Source organism: Noviherbaspirillum aerium (genome assembly GCF_008929045.1).
Lineage (GTDB): Bacteria > Pseudomonadota > Gammaproteobacteria > Burkholderiales > Burkholderiaceae_D > Noviherbaspirillum > Noviherbaspirillum aerium.
Window position 1 is genome coordinate 348,361 of sequence record NZ_VFAH01000001.1, and the last position, 16,194, is coordinate 364,554.

Below are 16,194 nucleotides of genomic sequence, written 5' to 3' on the forward strand. Positions count from 1 at the left end.
TTAAGATTCTTTACGAGCAGTCGCCTGACGCTGGTTACACCGCTGCCGCGCCGGCAACGATCTCGGACAATTCCTTGGTAATCGCGGCCTGGCGGGTCTTGTTGTAGACCAGTTTCAGTTCGCCGATCACGTTACCTGCGTTGTCCGAAGCGGCCTTCATCGCGACCATGCGCGCCGATTGCTCGGACGCCATGTTTTCCGCGACAGCCTGGTAGATCAGCGCTTCGACATAGCGCACCAGCAGTTCATCGATGACGGTCTGTGCGTCCGGTTCGTAGATGTAGTCCCATGCATGGGACGACTTGTCCGCTTCCATCCGCTCGGCCGACAATGGCAGCAACTGATCCATCATCGGTTCCTGGCGCATCGTGTTGATGAACTTGGTGTAGCAAAGGTAGACCGCGTCGAGCTTGCCTTCCTGATAGGCGTCCAGCAGAACCTTGACCGGGCCGATCAGCTTTTCCAGATGCGGCGTGTCGCCGAGCTGGATGGCATGCGACACGACCTTGGCGCCGATACGTCCGAGGAAGCCGAAACCCTTGTTGCCGATGGCGACTGCTTCAACTTTTTTGCCTTGGCCTTCGAGCTCACGCACCTTGTTGGTCACCTGACGCAGCACGTTGGTGTTCATGCCGCCGCACAGACCCTTGTCGGTCGTGACGACGATGATGCCTACCGTTTTTGCTGCGTCCTGCTTGACCAGGAACGGATGCGTGTACTCGGGATTGGCCTGCGACAAGTGAGCGGCGATATTACGAATCTTGTCACTGTAGGGACGTGCCGAACGCATCCGGTCCTGCGCCTTGCGCATTTTGGATGCGGCGACCATTTCCATCGCCTTGGTGATTTTCTTCGTATTCTCTACGCTCTTGATCTTGCCGCGTATCTCTTTACCTGCAGCCATGAGGTCTTACTCCTTTAGCCTTAAGCTCCAGTGGCTCAGAATGTTTTCTTGAAGTCGGCGATCGCGGCGGCCAGCGTTGCTTCGCCGTCCTTGTCGAGTGCCTTGGAATCTTCAATCTTCTGCAGCAGGGCGCCGTGGCTGGTCTTCATGAAGTTGTGCAGGCCGGATTCGAATGCCAGCACGCGCTTCACTTCGATGTCATCGAAGTAGCCCTTGTTCACTGCGAACAGCGACACGGCCATCAACGAGATCGGCAGCGGCGAATACTGCGGCTGCTTCAGCAGTTCAGTCACGCGTGCGCCGCGGTCGAGCTGCTTGCGGGTGGCTTCGTCGAGGTCGGAAGCAAACTGCGCAAACGCCGCCAGTTCACGGTACTGCGCCAAGTCGGTACGGATACCGCCGGACAGGCCCTTGATGACCTTGGTCTGGGCTGCGCCACCGACGCGAGACACCGAGATACCCGCGTTGATCGCGGGACGGATACCTGCGTTGAAGAGCGAAGTCTCCAGGAAGATCTGGCCGTCGGTAATCGAAATCACGTTGGTCGGAACGAACGCGGAAACGTCGCCGGCCTGTGTTTCAATGATCGGCAGCGCGGTCAGCGAACCGGTCTTGCCCTTGACTTCACCGTTGGTGAAGGCTTCGACATAGTCGGGGTTCACGCGAGCGGCACGCTCGAGCAGACGGGAGTGGAGATAGAACACGTCGCCAGGATAAGCTTCGCGGCCCGGCGGGCGGCGCAGCAGCAGCGACACCTGACGGTAAGCGACGGCCTGCTTGGACAGATCGTCATAAATGATCAGCGCGTCTTCGCCGCGATCGCGGAAGTATTCGCCCATCGCGCAGCCGGAGTAGGCAGACACGTACTGCATCGCGGCGGATTCGGAAGCGGAAGCGGCAACCACGATGGTGTACTCGAGGGCGCCATTCTGTTCCAGCGCGCGCACGATGTTCTTGATGGTCGATGCCTTCTGGCCGATCGCGACATAGATACATGTCATGTCCTGGCCTTTTTGGTTGATGATGGTATCAACCGCAACGGCGGACTTACCGGTTTGACGGTCGCCGATGATCAGTTCGCGCTGGCCGCGGCCGATCGGCACCATCGCGTCGATCGCCTTGAGGCCGGTTTGCATCGGCTGGGAGACGGACTGACGTGCGATAACGCCCGGAGCGATCTTTTCGATCGGGGCGGTCAGCTTGGTGTTGATCGGGCCCTTGCCGTCGATCGGCTGACCCAGTGCGTTGACGACGCGGCCGCGCAGTTCGGGGCCGATCGGCACTTCCAGGATGCGGCCCGTGCACTTGACGGTGTCGCCTTCGGAAATGTGCTCGTATTCACCCAGAATAACGGCGCCGACGGAGTCGCGCTCGAGGTTCAGCGCGAGGCCGAATGTGTTACCCGGGAATTCCAGCATCTCGCCTTGCATCGCATCGGAAAGACCGTGGATGCGGCAGATACCGTCGGTCACGGAAATGACCGTGCCCTGGTTGCGAATCTCAGCGGAATCGCCAAGGCCTTGGATCCGGCTCTTGATCAGTTCGCTGATTTCAGACGGGTTGAGTTGCATGTTAACTCCTAATATTTTTCACTCTGCCTGGCCTTGTGCCAGGGATCAGAAGCAGCCAATCACGACGCGAGGGCTACGTACATCTTTTGCAGCTTGGCACGTACCGAAGTGTCGAGCACTTCGTCGCCAACTGCCACGCGTACGCCGCCGATCAGCGAATTGTCCACTTTGACGGACGGATTGAGCTTGCGGCCAAATTTCTTCTCCAGCGTCGCGACGAGATCATTGACTTGCGCATCGGTCAGTTCGAATGCGCTTGTAATTTCTGCGTCTGCCGCGCCTTCGGATGCATTCCTCAGTGCATGAAACTGCGTCCCGATTTCGGGCAACAGTGTCAGGCGCCCGTTTTCGACGAGCATCGCCACGAAGTTCTTGGCTTCGGGGCTGACATTCGTTTTCAGCAGGGACAGGAAAGTATCGACGATCTGCGTATCCGTAAGTTTCGGATTCGCGGCAAAAGTCTTGACGTCGGGAAGAGCGGCAACCGCTGCCATTTCCGACACGACATCGGACCAGGCGGCGAGGTTGCCGGATTTGGCAACACGAAACAGTGCTTCTGCGTATGGGCGAGCAATGGTTGCGAGTTCGGCCATGATTACAGTTCAGTCTTGAGTTGGTTCAGCAGGTCGGCATGAGCCGTTGCATTTACCTCACGCTTGAGGATCTGCTCGGCGCCGGCAACTGCGAGCGCAGCAACCTGAGCGCGCAGTTCTTCGCGTGCGCGTGTGACTTGCTGTTCTGCATCTGCCTTGGCGGCGGCGAGAATGCGCGCTGCTTCGTCGGATGCGGTCTTCTTGGCGTCTTCGATAATTGCCTGCGCACGCTTTTCAGCGTCGTTGATGCGCTTCTGGCCTTCGTCGCGTGCGGTAGCCAGTTCGGCTTGCGCGCGCTTCTCGGCGGCGGCCATTTCTGCCTTGCCCCGGTCTGCGGCAGCCAGACCGTTCGCAATCTTCTCGGCGCGCTCGTCGAGCGCTTTCATCAGCGGCGGCCACACGAATTTCATCGTGAAGATCGCGAGGATGAAGAAGACCACGAACTGTGCAATCAGGGTTGCATTTAAGTTCACGGTGTTTTCCTTCTCAGAATAACGAGAGCCGAACCTGGTTCAGGTCCGGCGACTGGAAATCGGCGGGTGTCGGGGATGACACCCTGTGCGCCGGATTAGCCCGCGACGAACGGGTTCGCGAAAGCAAACAGCATCGCGATACCAACACCGATCAGGAACGCAGCGTCGATCAGACCAGCGAGAACGAACATCTTGGCTTGCAGGGTGTTCATCAGTTCAGGCTGACGTGCGGATGCTTCCAGATATTTGCCGCCCATGATCGCGATACCGATACAAGCACCGATAGCACCGAGGCCGATGATCAGACCGCAAGCCAGAGCAACAAAAGAGATATCAGTCATTTGAATTCCTTCAAAAAGTTAAAGTTGAAAAGTTAAAACCAAAATACCCAAAAACGTACTTCTTTACGTACTGCCTATCTTTCGATTCTTTACGTGGCCGGATCAGTGGCCTTCATGTGCCTGACCGATGTAGATCAGGGTCAGCATCATGAAAATGAATGCCTGCAGGAACACGATCAGGATGTGGAAAATCGCCCAGATCGAACCGGCCACGATATGGCCGAAGAAGCCGAAGATGGTGGCGGTGGAGCCCAGCAGCGCGATCAGCAGGAACACGAGTTCGCCTGCATACATGTTGCCCCAGAGTCGCATGCCGAGGGAAACGGTACGGGCGATGTACTCGATGAAATTGAGCAGCAGGTTGAACGGTGCGAGCCAGATGCCGAAAGGTGCGGCGAACAGTTCGTGGATCCAACCGCCGATGCCCTTGATCTTGACGTTGTAGTACAGAACCAGGGCCAGCACGCCGAGCGCCATGCCGAGCGAACCGTTGAGGTCGGCTGTGGGAACGACGCGGTGGTGGATATCGATGCCCATCAGGCGGAAGATGCCTGCGAACAGGTCGACCGGCAGGAAGTCGAGGGAGTTCATCAGCGCAACCCAGACGAAAACCGTCAGGGCCAGCGGAGCGATGAAGGAACGGTTGCCGTGGACGATGGACTTGGACTGGTCTTCAACCAGTTCCACCAGCATCTCGACCGCGGCCTGGAAACGGCCCGGCACGCCGGAAGTCGCCTTGCGGGCGGCACGCCACATCAGGAAGCAGCCGACGACACCGGCAAAGATGGACCAGAAAACGGTGTCCAGATTGATGATCGAGAAATCGACCATCTTTTCCTGATGGTGGCTTTGGAGATGACCGAGGTGGTGAACGATGTATTCTGACGCCGTTGGCGCGTGTGATGCCGCTTCAGTAGTAGATGCCATGTCAGTGCCTAAATAATAAGATGATGTAACTTTTCAGCGCCACGATGAAGGCGGCGATCAGCGCCAGCCAGTTCAAATCGCGGTACAGCCAGACCACCGCACCCAATGATGCGAGAGTCAATGCAATCTTGATAAATTCGCCGATGAAAAACGTCATCGGATTGACAGCGCCAGGCTTGCGTGCACTGATGAACAGCCGCAAAGCGAACAAGCCGTTTGGCACCACACAGCACAGTCCACCCAGAAGCGCCGACACCAGCGCATGCACTCCGCCAAGCAAGCCGGCAATCAGTCCGGCAATGACCGTAGTTGTTAATTGCAAGACGACGAGATGCAGCATGAGAGTCCAAGTCGTGCAATCCGTCGGTCCGGAAAATACGCTTCCGATACCGGCTACGGGCCGCGGTGTTTCAAGGTGGTGCGTTTCGTAAAACCACGGGATTATAAGTGTTTTCCGCAGCCAGCGTCAAACAATTGCCCGCTCTCAATCATGGTTCTCGCTACAGTAAAACTACGGTATGGCGGCTGAAATTCGCGGTCCCTGCCAGATGTGCAACCTGTGATCGTAGCTCGCCGGTAAGGCCGGTCCGCCGTTCAATCTTCTTTCATCGCCACCATCTTAAGCGTCGATGCTGGTGATGCCGATGACTGCGGAGGTAATAAGCTGATCGCAACGGCTCGCGAGCCGGAAGCGCAGGGAGCGCCAGGTTTGCGAACAGGAAACGTGGTTTCGGCTTTCACCGCATCATGTCGGCAAGCCATTGCCTTCCCTGCTCCCAGTTACCCAGGCCGCTGTCGCCATTGATATGGCCGCGGGCGCCGATTTCGTGAAACCGTGCGTCCCAAGCGTCTGCCCAGGCCCGCGCACGCGGCAGTGCGCACCATGGATCGTCGGACGAGGCAACCACCAGGGTGGGGAAAGGCAATCTTGCACGCGGCATGGGCGAAAAGCCGGTGACGAATGCAGGAAAATCCTCCCGCTCCACATCGGGAGGCGCCACCAGCAAGGCGCCGCGTACCTTGAGCGCATGCTGGGCATGACCCGGTTCGCTTGCCCACCATGCGGTCAACGCGCAGCCAAGGCTGTGAGCCGCCAGCACCACGGGTCCCTCTGACGCAGCAATGGCAGCGTCGAGCGTCGCGACCCAATCCGCCCGGTCGGGTGCGTTCCAGTCCGCCTGCACGATGCGCCGGGCGTTCGGCAGGCTGTTCTCCCACAGGGTTTGCCAGTGCCCTTCGCCGGAATTGAAAAGGCCGGGCAGGATGAATACAGTAGTCGTCATGGTCATCATGCGGAAAAGCGATCCACTGGTACTGGCATCAGGCCGGCTGCTTTTCAACGCGGATCTTGGCGATCAGGTCGTCCAGCGCGTCGAGGTTGGCAAAATCGATGATCAGCTGACCCTTGTTCCTGGCCCCAAGCTTGATCGACACCTGGGTGGCGAGCGTGTCGGACAGTTCTTCCTCCAGCCTGGCGATATCGCGCGACTTTTCCTTGCCGGTTTTCTGCTTGGTGGCGGCCTGCTCGGTGCTGGCGCGAACCACCAGTTTCTCGGCTTCGCGCACCGACATGCGCTTGGCGACGATCTGGTTGGCCAGCGTGATCTGCGTCGCCGAATCGACTGCAAGCAAGGCCCGCGCATGGCCCATGTCGATGTCGCCGGCCATCAGCATGGTTTGCACCGGCTTGGCCAGGTTCATCAGCCGCAGCAGGTTGGAGACGGCGCTGCGCGAGCGTCCGACCGCGTTGGCGGCCTGCTCATGGGTGAAGTCGAAATCCGAAATCAGGCGATGAATGCCCTGCGCCTCTTCCAGCGGATTGAGGTCTTCGCGCTGGATGTTTTCGATCAGCGCCATCGCGGCGGCCGCCTGGTCGTCGATATCCTTGACCAGCACTGGCACTTCGGTCAGGCCGGCGATCTGGGCGGCACGGTAGCGGCGTTCGCCGGCAATGATTTCATACCGGTCGGAGCCGCTGCTGACCGGCCGCACCAGAATCGGCTGCATCAGTCCCTGGGCCTTGATGGAGGCGGCCAGTTCGTTCAGGGCGCCCTCGTCCATGCGCGTGCGCGGCTGGTACTTGCCGGCCTGCATCTGCGCAACGTTCAGGGCCGATGGCGCGCCGGGCACGTTCGGCACCGCCTCGGCGACGTCGGAAGAGCCGCCCAGCAATGCATCGAGTCCGCGTCCGAGTCCCTTGGATTTCTTGATAGCCATGATCAGCCTTACAGTGCCTACAGTGTGTGAATGCGCTCGACCATTTCGGCGCCGAAGGCGAGATAGGCCTGCGCACCCTTGGAAGATGGATCGAACACGACGCCCGGCATGCCATAGGATGGCGCTTCGGCCAGCCGGACATTGCGCGGAATGATGCTCTTGAATACTTTGTCGCCGAAATGCTGCTCGAGCTGGGCCGATACCTGCTGCGACAAGGTCATGCGCGGATCGAACATGACGCGCAGCAGGCCGATGATCTTGAGGTCGGTGTTGAGCTTCGCATGCACCTTCTTGATGGTGTTGACGAGGTCCGACAATCCTTCGAGCGCATAGTATTCGCACTGCATCGGGATGATGACGCCGTGCGCCGCGCACAAGCCGTTGAGCGTCAGCATCGACAATGCGGGTGGGCAATCGATCAGCATGAAGTCGTATTCACTCTCGACTTCGGCGAGTGCAAGCTTGAGGCGCTTCTCCCGGTTGTCGAGTTCCACCATTTCAACCTCGGCGCCCGCCAGCTCCCGGTTGGCGGGCAGGATATCGAACTTGCCGGTTTCGGATGTCTTGCGCGCCGTTTTCACATCGCTCATCCCCAGCAGCACCTGGTAGACCGAAGACTCGAGATCGGACTTGTTGACGCCCGCTCCCATGGTGGCATTACCCTGGGGGTCGAGATCGATCAGCAGCACGCGCTGGTTGTGCTGGGCCAGTCCGGCTGCGAGATTGACGGCGGTTGTTGTTTTGCCGACGCCGCCTTTCTGGTTGGCGACGCAGAATATTTTGGCCATGTGTTCTTAGTTGGTGGTGAGTTTGATGCCGAAGCCGATCAGGAACATGCCTGCTGCCTTCGATGCGAAGCGTGCGACGCGCTGGTTCCGGCCCAGGCGTGTTGCCGCAGCGTTGCCGACAAGGACAAGCAGGCTGCCATAGAACAGCGTGCAGCAGGAAATGACCGCACCCATCGCGAGAAAGGTGGCGCTTCCCTGATGTGTCGCTGGGTCGATGAACAGCGGAAAGAATGCCATGTAGAACACGATTGCCTTGGGATTGATGATGGTCACCAGGAAGCCGCGACGGAAGTCGGCGGCATTCGAGAATGGCACGGGAGCCCCGTTGCTGTCCTTGCCCGCCGTCAGTAATTTGTAGCCCAGCCATGCGAGATAGGCGGCGCCAACATATTGCAGGCCCTTGAACAGCAGGGGATTTGCCTGAAGCAGTGCCGCGACGCCCAGCGCCGCCATGAGCATCAGCAGCGCATCGCCCGCCATCAGTCCGACCAGGGAGGCATAACCGCCGCGAATGCCATGCCTGCCGGTGCTGGTCAGTACGCAGAACGTGCCAGGTCCGGGCAGCATGAGGAACACCATGGTGGCGATGATCATCTGCCAGACATCGGTGATGCCCAGCGCATGAAATGCTTCGGTCATGACTCCCCTTCCCTTTCGATGAATACGAGATGGCGTTCCGCATCCAGGCTCGGCACCTTGAGCGGCTGCACCTGCGTCACTTTCCAGCCGGCGGGCAATCGGGCGATTTCCTCCTGCGGCATGACGCCCTTGAGCGCAATGAAGCGCCCGCCCTTCTGCAGCAGGTGTTGCGACCAGGTGATGAAATCCTTGAGTTCCGCGAATGCGCGCGACGTAATGACATCGAATGGCTGCTGCACCTGCAGCTGTTCCACGCGCGCGGTATGGACGGTAACGTTGGCCAGGCCGAGCTCCGCCTTGGCCTGGGTCAGGAAGGCGGTCTTCTTGTGGACCGTGTCGATCATCGATACCTTCATGTCGGGCCTGGCGATGGCGAGCACCATGCCCGGCAGGCCGCCTCCTGCTCCGACATCGAGGATGTTGGCGGCACCGGCAAATGCGGGTACCACGGCAAGCGAATCCAGCAGATGCTGGACCACCATCTGCGCCGGATTGCGTACGGCAGTCAGGTTGTACACCGCATTCCACTTTGACAACAAGCCCAGGTAATCCATGAGCTGGCCGATCTGGGGTTCGCCCAGATCGAGTTGCAATGCGCGCACGCCGTCGGCAAGCACGGCTGTCATTTCAGCCCGAGGGAAACCGGTCATTGGACTGTTTCCTCAAGCCGCTGCGGGAGTGGTGGCGAATTCCTTGAAGCCGCCTTTTTTCAAATGCACCAGCAGCAGGGAAATCGCCGCCGGCGTTACGCCGGAAATGCGGGACGCCTGACCAAGTGTTTCGGGACGATGCTTGTTCAGCTTTTGCCGCACTTCCATCGACAGGCCGCGGACTTCCATGTAATCGAGCTCGGCGGGCAGGCGAAGGTTTTCATAATGATCATGACGTTCGACTTCGCGTGCCTGGCGGTCGATGTAACCTGCGTACTTGACCTGGATTTCGACCTGTTCCCGCACTGCCTCGTCGGCCACGCCCGGGCCAGCCAGTTCCTGGCCTTCCGCCCCCTTCAGCGTCATCAGCGTTTCATAGGTGACATTCGGCCGACGCAGCAGATCAGTGAGTGCATACTCGCGTTCAATGGCTTTTCCCAGAACGCGTTCTGCTTCTGCAGCAGGAATGATACGGGGATTGACCCAGGTCGATTTGAGCCTTTCCATTTCACGTGCAACGGCTTCACGTTTCTTCTCGAACATTTCCCACTGCGCATCGCTCACGCAACCCAGTTCGCGGCCAATTTCCGTCAGCCGCATGTCGGCATTGTCTTCCCGCAGGCTGAGGCGATATTCGGCGCGGCTGGTGAACATGCGGTACGGTTCCTGCACACCCTTGGTAATCAGGTCGTCGACCAACACGCCAAGATAAGCCTCATCGCGGCGCGGCGTCCAGGCTTCACGGCCTTGCGTCTGCAGCGCCGCATTGAGTCCGGCCAGCATGCCTTGCGCGGCGGCCTCTTCATAGCCCGTCGTGCCATTGATCTGGCCGGCAAAGAACAAGCCCTGGATCGCCTTGGTTTCCAGCGATGCCTTCAAGCCGCGTGGATCGAAGTAGTCGTACTCGATTGCATAGCCTGGACGAAGAATATGGGCGTTCTCAAGTCCGCGCATGGAATGTACGAGATTGAGTTGCACATCGAACGGCAGACTGGTCGAGATACCGTTGGGATAAAACTCATTGGTGGTCAGCCCTTCCGGCTCCAGGAAAATCTGGTGCGCCGATTTGTCCGCGAAACGATGGATCTTGTCCTCGATCGACGGACAGTAGCGCGGTCCCACGCCTTCAATGACACCCGTGTACATCGGGCTGCGATCCAATCCGCTGCGGATGATGTCGTGCGTGCGCTCATTGGTATGCGTGATCCAGCACGGCAGCTGCTTGGGATGCATGGCAACCGAGCCCATCACCGAGAACACCGGGATCGGGTCCAGATCGCCAGGCTGCTCTTCCATGACCGAGAAGTCGATGCTGCGGCCGTCAATGCGTGGCGGCGTGCCGGTTTTCAATCTGCCTTGCGGCAGCTTGAGTTCTTTGAGACGTGCGGAAAGGGATACTGCGGGCGGATCCCCTGCCCGTCCTGCAGCATAGTTATTCAGTCCGACGTGGATCTTTCCGTCAAGGAAGGTTCCCGCTGTCAGCACGATAGCACGGCTGCGGAACTTGATGCCGACCTGGGTGACGGCACCAACAACGCGATCGCCTTCGACCATCAAATCATCCACGGCTTGCTGGAACAGCCAAAGATTCGGCTGGTTTTCCAGACGGCTGCGGATAGCCTGCTTGTAGAGGATACGATCCGCCTGAGCGCGCGTGGCGCGCACCGCCGGGCCTTTCGATGAATTGAGAATACGGAACTGTATGCCTGCCTCGTCGGTGGCGATCGCCATCGCGCCGCCCATTGCGTCCACTTCCTTTACCAAGTGCCCCTTTCCAATGCCGCCGATGGATGGATTGCATGACATCTGCCCCAGCGTTTCGATGTTATGAGTCAGAAGCAAGGTCTTTTGGCCCATGCGTGCGGAAGCAAGCGCCGCTTCAGTTCCAGCGTGACCACCGCCAACGACGATGACATCAAATTCGGAAGGAAAGAACATGGTATGCCTGTATGAAACAGAAAAAAGAATGGAAAGGTGAAGCAGGTAGAGGCGAGATTATAAGCGTTTTTCATCGCCCTCCGCATTGCCTGTCGTTTTTGTTTCACGTGAAACATGCGGAAAGCTGTTGTGCTTGACAGCGTATGAACCGGGTGAATTCCTGTTTATGCCGCCAAGCGGACCCGCACCTCAGAGTTGTACATGTGAACCTTTTAAGCTGCGTAACATGACTTCGGTGCGTTTGCAGGAATGGAGTACAGCTATTGCTCCCAAGTGCGAAGCAGTCAGAATGTTTCACGTGAAACACCTCTGTTCGGAGTGCGGCAAGTTTCATACGGCGCTATGATGGAGTCTGTCATCCGCCTGCAAAGGTGGAGTGAGTAGACAGGATTCAATTGTCCTAAATAACATAGCCGGAGACTTCATGAATACCAATGCCAGTTTTTCGCCCTTCTCCTTCAGCACCGTCCCCAATCTCATCTCCGAACCCGGAATCGCACAACGCCTGGGTAATCTTGTCACGCAACACTTTCCTCATGCCCGACGCGCATTGCTGGTCACTGATAATGGATTTCTGAAAACCGGATTGGTTGACGCACCTATCGCGAGTTTGAAGAACGCGGGACTTGCCGTTGGCATTTACTCGGATGTTGTTGCCGATCCGCCGGAAGCCGTTGTGCTGAGCGCTGTTCATGAGGCACGTCAAAACGAGACGGACCTAGTAATCGGCCTGGGCGGTGGAAGCTCGATGGATGTCGCCAAACTGATCGCGGTACTGGCAGGAAGCGACCAGGAGCTGAAAACCATGTATGGCATCGGCAATGTAAAGGGATCCCGCCTGCCCCTGATCCAGATTCCCACGACAGCCGGCACCGGGTCCGAAGTCACGCCGATTTCCATTGTCACTACCGGTGCCACGACGAAAATGGGCGTCGTATCGCCGAAACTGTACGCTGACCTCGCCATCCTGGACGCGGAACTGACGCTCGGGCTGCCGGCCAAGGTAACGGCCGCTACGGGAATCGACGCCATGGTGCATGCGATCGAGGCCTATACCACGAAGCATAAGAAGAACCCCTTGTCCGACATGCTGGCACAGAAGGCGCTCGAATTGCTTTCGCGAAATATCCTCGTCGCATGCGAGGACGGAAGAAATCTGGCAGCAAGGCAGGCAATGCTGCTCGGCGCCATGCTCGCCGGTCAGTCGTTCGCCAATGCGCCCTGCGCAGCGGTCCATGCCCTCGCCTATCCGATTGGCGGCATTTTTCACGTGCCACACGGGCTGTCGAATTCGCTGGTGTTGCCGCATGTGCTGCGCTTCAATGCGCCTGCCGCAGCCGATCTGTACGCTGAACTGGCTGACATCGTCTCGCCGGGAGCGAGCGGCAGCGCCGAGGCGAAGACCGAAGCGCTGATCCGGCAGATGGACGAGATCGCCCGTCGCACTGGCATCGAGACCCAGCTGCGCCAAGTGGGCGTAGCCGAGGCCGATCTCGACCGCATGGCGGACGATGCCATGCTGCAGACTCGTCTGCTGACCAACAATCCACGTGAAGTCACGCGCACGGATGCACGCGCCATCTACGCGGCAGCGCTGTAATTCTGTAGTAAGGCGGGGAAGAAAGCCGGCAGCAGGACGCTGCCGGCGTAGTCAGGACTTAGTGGGAAGACGACGGCGCAGAGGAACCACGCTTGAACAACGCGCCGATCTCGCCGACGATGCCACGGCGGAAGGCCAGCACGCAGACGATAAAGATGAAGCCGGTGACGATGGTGACCGACTCGCCGATCGAGCGGAACCATTCGATGCTGGTCAGGGCGGCGAGCCAGTTGCCGAAGTCGCCCAGCTTGTTTTCCAGCGCAATGATCAGGATCGCGCCGACGATAGGACCGACCAGCGTGCCAAGGCCGCCGACCAGCGTCATCAGCACCACCAGGCCAGACATCGACCAGTGCACGTCGGTCAGCGTCTCGAAACCGAGCACTACGGTTTTAGTAGCGCCCGCCAGACCGGCCAGGGAAGCCGACAGCACAAAGGCCAGCAGCTTGTACCTGTCGGTGTCGTAACCCAGCGAGATGGCACGCGGCTCGTTTTCCTTGATGGCCTTGAGCACCTGGCCGAACGGCGAATGCACCGTGCGGACGATCAGCGCAAAACCGACGATGAAAATCGCCAGCACCACGTAGTACATCGTCATGTCGCTGCCCAGATCGACGGTGCCCAGCAGGCGGCCGCGCGGCACGCCCTGCAGGCCATCCTCGCCGCCGGTGAACTTGGCCTGCAGGCAGACGAAATACAGCATCTGCGCCAGCGCCAGCGTGATCATCGTGAAATAGATGCCCTGCCGCCGGATCGCCAGGCTGCCCATGATCAGGCCGATCAGCGCCGCCACGGCGATGCCTGCCAGGATGCCCAGTTCGAACGGCAGGCCCATCACCTTGAGCGCGTGGCCGGTGATGTAGCCCGCCATGCCGAAGAAGGCCGCATGGCCGAAGGACAGCAGGCCGGTGAAGCCGATCAGCAGATTGAACGCGCAGGCAAACAGGGCAAAGCACAGCACCTTCATCAAAAATACCGGGTACACCACGAACGGTGCTGCCAGTGCGATCGCGATGGCGACCGCGTATCCAAGCTTCTTATTCATAATCGAACCTATTCAAACCTTGATTCAGACGCCGACGGCAACCACCCGGCCATCAGCGCACCTAGCGATGCAAGCGATTGAGCGCTCACTTCTCCTTGCCGAACAGCCCGGCGGGACGGATCATCAGCACGATCGCCATGATGATGAACACCACGGTCGCCGACAGTTCGGGGTAGAACACCCGCGTCAGGCCTTCGATGATGCCCAGCCCCAGACCGGTGATGATGGAGCCGAGAATCGAACCCATGCCGCCGATCACCACCACGGCGAACACCACGATGATCAGGTTCGAACCCATCAGCGGCGACACCTGGATCACCGGCGCGGCCAGCACGCCGGCGAATGCCGCCAGCGCCACGCCGAAGCCGTAGGTCAGGGTCACCATCAGCGGCACGTTGATGCCGAAGGCTTCCACCAGCTTCGGGTTCTCGGTGCCGGCGCGCAGGTAGGCGCCGAGCTTGGTCTTCTCGATCACGAACCAGGTGGCGAAGCACACCACCAGAGACGCTACAACGACCCAGGCGCGGTATTTCGGGAGGATCATGAATCCGAGGTTGAACGCGCCCGTCAGCGCCTCAGGGACCGAATACGGCTGCCCGGAGACGCCATAGAAGGAGCGGAACAGGCCTTCGAGCATGAGGGTGATGCCGAAGGTCAGCAGCAGCCCGTAGAGGTGGTCCAGCTTGTAGAGCCAGCGCAGCATCGTCTTCTCGATGATGATGCCGAACAGGCCGACCAGGATCGGCGCGGCGACCAGCATCACCCAGTAATTGACCTGGAAGTAGTTCAGGCCCATCCAGGCGAGAAAGGCGCCCACCATGTACAGCGCGCCGTGGGCGAAGTTGATGACGTTGAGCAGGCCGAAGATCACCGCAAGGCCGAGCGACAGCATTGCGTAGAAGGAGCCGTTGACCAGGCCGAGCAGGAGCTGGCTGAGCATGGCCTGTAGAGGGATGCCGAATATTTCCATAGACGATAAGAGAAATTGCTTGAATGCGAACGCTTTTCCGTGCTGCCGGAAAGGCCGGAACAGGGATGCAGATGGACGCGCCGGCTGAAACTGCCCCAGAGCCGGTCGAATGTCCCTTCCCTACTCCCTTCCCTGCGATAGGAAGGGAAACATGATGCCAAGACGTGTTGCCAGTAAAACAAGCACCGCCGGGGCGGCGTGAAACCCGGTCACTCCTCAAACCAGTGACCGGCGCGGCAGCCGACCGGCATCATTGCCGGCCGGCTGCCACTAGTGGCCTATGACCTGCGGCCTAAGCCAGGCTTACTTCCACAATGCGCACTTCGACTCGGCCTTCGTGGTGAATGCCTGGTCGCCCGGGATGGTCTGAACGACCTTGTAGTAATCCCACGGGTACTTCGATTCCGAAGGCGACTTCACCTGCATCAGGAACATGTCGTGCACCATGCGGCCGTCCGGACGGATCACGCCGTTCTTGGCGAACATGTCGTTGATCTTGGCGCTCTTCAGGTGCGCCATCACCTTGTCGGCATCGTCTGTGCCGATGGCCTTGACCGCGTTCAGGTACTGCATGGTCGCCGAATAGTCGGCCGCCTGCAGGCTGGACGGCATCTTCTTCATTTTCTCGAAGTAGCGGCGCGCCCACTTGCGAGTCTCGTCGTTCTGGTCCCAGTACCAGGCGTCGGTCAGGTACATGCCCTGGGTCAGTGCCGGGGTCAGCGAATGCACGTCGTTGATGAACATCAGGAGGCCTGCCAGCTTCATCGACTTGGTGACACCGAACTCGTTGGCTGCCTTGATCGCATTGATGGTGTCGCCGCCGGCATTGGCCAGGCCGAGGATCTGCGCCTTGGACGACTGCGCCTGCAGCAGGAAGGACGAGAAGTCCGATGCCGACAGCGGATGGCGAACCGCGCCGACCACCGTGCCGCCGGAAGCCTTGACCACATTGGTGGTGTCGTTTTCCAGCGAGGCGCCGAACGCATAGTCGGCGGTCAGGAAATACCAGCTCTTGCCGCCCTGCTTCACCACCGCGGAACCGGTGCCCTTGGCCAGGGCGACGGTGTCATAGGAGTAATGGATGGTGTACGGCGTGCATTCCTCATTGGTCAGGCGAGCGGTGCCCGCGCCGATGGAAATGAAGGGCTTCTTCTTTTCCGCCGCGACTTTCGCCATCGACAGGTTGGTGCCGGAATTGGTGCCGCCCAGCAGCATGTCGACGCCTTCGCGGTCAAACCATTCGCGGGCCTTGGAAGCGGCGACGTCGGCCTTGTTCTGGTGGTCGGCGGTGATCACTTCGATCTTCTTGCCGTTGACCGTGCCGCCGAAGTCGGCGATCGCCATCTTGATGGCTTCCACACCGCCCTGTCCGTCGATATCCGAATACAGACCGGAAATATCGGTGATGAAACCGATCTTGACCACATCGCCGGAAATCTGGGCCGACGCCGAGCCGGCCACGGCCATCGAGAGGGTTGATGCGACGGCAACTGCAATTGCTTTCAACTTCATTTCTATCTCCTTGGTTATACATAGCC

At 59.3% G+C, this 16,194-nt stretch carries 17 protein-coding genes; 1 reads left to right on the forward strand and 16 read right to left on the reverse strand.

Features of this window, described 5'->3' with window-relative positions; genetic code table 11:
* Nucleotides 1-34 precede the first annotated feature (34 nt).
* The 13 genes from atpG to mnmG all read right to left on the reverse strand — a co-directional run bounded on the left by atpG (nt 35) and on the right by mnmG (nt 11,041).
* Nucleotides 35-904, reverse strand: coding sequence for a F0F1 ATP synthase subunit gamma (gene atpG, locus FH061_RS01650; protein ID WP_151632305.1), 870 nt, complete (start codon nt 902-904; stop codon nt 35-37).
* A 35-nt stretch (nt 905-939) separates the two neighbouring features.
* A complete protein-coding gene (gene atpA, locus FH061_RS01655; RefSeq protein ID WP_151632307.1) occupies nt 940-2,475 on the reverse strand; it encodes a F0F1 ATP synthase subunit alpha in 1,536 nt (511 codons plus the stop codon).
* Between the two features lie 59 nt (nt 2,476-2,534).
* Nucleotides 2,535-3,068, reverse strand: coding sequence for a F0F1 ATP synthase subunit delta (locus tag FH061_RS01660; protein WP_151632309.1), 534 nt, complete (start codon nt 3,066-3,068; stop codon nt 2,535-2,537).
* A 2-nt stretch (nt 3,069-3,070) separates the two neighbouring features.
* Nucleotides 3,071-3,541, reverse strand: a complete 471-nt coding sequence (locus tag FH061_RS01665; RefSeq protein ID WP_151632311.1) for a F0F1 ATP synthase subunit B — start codon at nt 3,539-3,541, stop codon at nt 3,071-3,073.
* Nucleotides 3,542-3,636: 95 nt separating this feature from the next.
* Nucleotides 3,637-3,882: a F0F1 ATP synthase subunit C gene (gene atpE / locus FH061_RS01670; RefSeq protein WP_151632313.1), complete on the reverse strand. Its 246-nt coding sequence runs from the start codon at nt 3,880-3,882 to the stop codon at nt 3,637-3,639.
* Nucleotides 3,883-3,984: 102 nt separating this feature from the next.
* Entirely contained in the window at nt 3,985-4,809 is an 825-nt protein-coding gene (gene atpB, locus FH061_RS01675; RefSeq protein ID WP_151632315.1) for a F0F1 ATP synthase subunit A, read from the reverse strand.
* Between the two features lies 1 nt (nt 4,810).
* Nucleotides 4,811-5,149: an ATP synthase subunit I gene (locus FH061_RS01680; protein ID WP_151632317.1), complete on the reverse strand. Its 339-nt coding sequence runs from the start codon at nt 5,147-5,149 to the stop codon at nt 4,811-4,813.
* A 397-nt stretch (nt 5,150-5,546) separates the two neighbouring features.
* A complete protein-coding gene (locus tag FH061_RS01685; RefSeq protein WP_225984439.1) occupies nt 5,547-6,092 on the reverse strand; it encodes an RBBP9/YdeN family alpha/beta hydrolase in 546 nt (181 codons plus the stop codon).
* A 37-nt stretch (nt 6,093-6,129) separates the two neighbouring features.
* Nucleotides 6,130-7,026, reverse strand: coding sequence for a ParB/RepB/Spo0J family partition protein (locus FH061_RS01690; protein WP_151632321.1), 897 nt, complete (start codon nt 7,024-7,026; stop codon nt 6,130-6,132).
* A 17-nt stretch (nt 7,027-7,043) separates the two neighbouring features.
* Entirely contained in the window at nt 7,044-7,814 is a 771-nt protein-coding gene (locus tag FH061_RS01695; RefSeq protein WP_151632323.1) for a ParA family protein, read from the reverse strand.
* 6 nt (nt 7,815-7,820) lie between these two features.
* On the reverse strand, nt 7,821-8,453 hold the full coding sequence (leuE, locus tag FH061_RS01700) for a leucine efflux protein LeuE (protein WP_151632325.1): 633 nt from the start codon (nt 8,451-8,453) through the stop codon (nt 7,821-7,823).
* The gene (rsmG, locus tag FH061_RS01705) at nt 8,450-9,103 is read right to left on the reverse strand and encodes a 16S rRNA (guanine(527)-N(7))-methyltransferase RsmG (RefSeq protein ID WP_151632327.1); all 654 of its coding nucleotides are present in this window, start codon (nt 9,101-9,103) and stop codon (nt 8,450-8,452) included. The genes leuE and rsmG overlap by 4 nt, the downstream gene beginning before the upstream one ends.
* Before the next feature lie 12 nt (nt 9,104-9,115).
* Nucleotides 9,116-11,041: a tRNA uridine-5-carboxymethylaminomethyl(34) synthesis enzyme MnmG gene (mnmG, locus tag FH061_RS01710; protein ID WP_151632329.1), complete on the reverse strand. Its 1,926-nt coding sequence runs from the start codon at nt 11,039-11,041 to the stop codon at nt 9,116-9,118.
* A 424-nt stretch (nt 11,042-11,465) separates the two neighbouring features.
* On the opposite strand from mnmG, the gene FH061_RS01715 reads away from it, so the two are divergent.
* Nucleotides 11,466-12,641, forward strand: a complete 1,176-nt coding sequence (locus FH061_RS01715; protein ID WP_151632331.1) for an iron-containing alcohol dehydrogenase — start codon at nt 11,466-11,468, stop codon at nt 12,639-12,641.
* A 58-nt stretch (nt 12,642-12,699) separates the two neighbouring features.
* Here FH061_RS01715 and FH061_RS01720 read toward each other — a convergent pair whose 3' ends face one another.
* The 3 genes from FH061_RS01720 to FH061_RS01730 form a co-directional block, all read right to left on the reverse strand.
* Entirely contained in the window at nt 12,700-13,686 is a 987-nt protein-coding gene (locus tag FH061_RS01720; RefSeq protein WP_151632333.1) for a branched-chain amino acid ABC transporter permease, read from the reverse strand.
* An 85-nt stretch (nt 13,687-13,771) separates the two neighbouring features.
* Nucleotides 13,772-14,656, reverse strand: a complete 885-nt coding sequence (locus tag FH061_RS01725) for a branched-chain amino acid ABC transporter permease (RefSeq protein ID WP_151632335.1) — start codon at nt 14,654-14,656, stop codon at nt 13,772-13,774.
* A 303-nt stretch (nt 14,657-14,959) separates the two neighbouring features.
* Nucleotides 14,960-16,168, reverse strand: a complete 1,209-nt coding sequence (locus FH061_RS01730; protein ID WP_151632337.1) for an ABC transporter substrate-binding protein — start codon at nt 16,166-16,168, stop codon at nt 14,960-14,962.
* Nucleotides 16,169-16,194: the final 26 nt, after the last annotated feature.

What these genes read in the sequence shown, in the direction of transcription:
- atpG (WP_151632305.1), bottom strand. Translation starts at nt 904, where the DNA reads ATGGCTGCAGGTAAAGAGATACGCGGCAAGATCAAGAGCGTAGAGAAT.
- atpA (WP_151632307.1), bottom strand. Translation starts at nt 2,475, where the DNA reads ATGCAACTCAACCCGTCTGAAATCAGCGAACTGATCAAGAGCCGGATC.
- FH061_RS01660 (WP_151632309.1), bottom strand. Translation starts at nt 3,068, where the DNA reads ATGGCCGAACTCGCAACCATTGCTCGCCCATACGCAGAAGCACTGTTT.
- atpE (WP_151632313.1), bottom strand. Translation starts at nt 3,882, where the DNA reads ATGACTGATATCTCTTTTGTTGCTCTGGCTTGCGGTCTGATCATCGGC.
- atpB (WP_151632315.1), bottom strand. Translation starts at nt 4,809, where the DNA reads ATGGCATCTACTACTGAAGCGGCATCACACGCGCCAACGGCGTCAGAA.
- FH061_RS01680 (WP_151632317.1), bottom strand. Translation starts at nt 5,149, where the DNA reads ATGCTGCATCTCGTCGTCTTGCAATTAACAACTACGGTCATTGCCGGA.
- FH061_RS01685 (WP_225984439.1), bottom strand. Translation starts at nt 6,092, where the DNA reads ATGACGACTACTGTATTCATCCTGCCCGGCCTTTTCAATTCCGGCGAA.
- FH061_RS01690 (WP_151632321.1), bottom strand. Translation starts at nt 7,026, where the DNA reads ATGGCTATCAAGAAATCCAAGGGACTCGGACGCGGACTCGATGCATTG.
- FH061_RS01695 (WP_151632323.1), bottom strand. Translation starts at nt 7,814, where the DNA reads ATGGCCAAAATATTCTGCGTCGCCAACCAGAAAGGCGGCGTCGGCAAA.
- leuE (WP_151632325.1), bottom strand. Translation starts at nt 8,453, where the DNA reads ATGACCGAAGCATTTCATGCGCTGGGCATCACCGATGTCTGGCAGATG.
- rsmG (WP_151632327.1), bottom strand. Translation starts at nt 9,103, where the DNA reads ATGACCGGTTTCCCTCGGGCTGAAATGACAGCCGTGCTTGCCGACGGC.
- mnmG (WP_151632329.1), bottom strand. Translation starts at nt 11,041, where the DNA reads ATGTTCTTTCCTTCCGAATTTGATGTCATCGTCGTTGGCGGTGGTCAC.
- FH061_RS01715 (WP_151632331.1), top strand. Translation starts at nt 11,466, where the DNA reads ATGAATACCAATGCCAGTTTTTCGCCCTTCTCCTTCAGCACCGTCCCC.
- FH061_RS01720 (WP_151632333.1), bottom strand. Translation starts at nt 13,686, where the DNA reads ATGAATAAGAAGCTTGGATACGCGGTCGCCATCGCGATCGCACTGGCA.
- FH061_RS01725 (WP_151632335.1), bottom strand. Translation starts at nt 14,656, where the DNA reads ATGGAAATATTCGGCATCCCTCTACAGGCCATGCTCAGCCAGCTCCTG.
- FH061_RS01730 (WP_151632337.1), bottom strand. Translation starts at nt 16,168, where the DNA reads ATGAAGTTGAAAGCAATTGCAGTTGCCGTCGCATCAACCCTCTCGATG.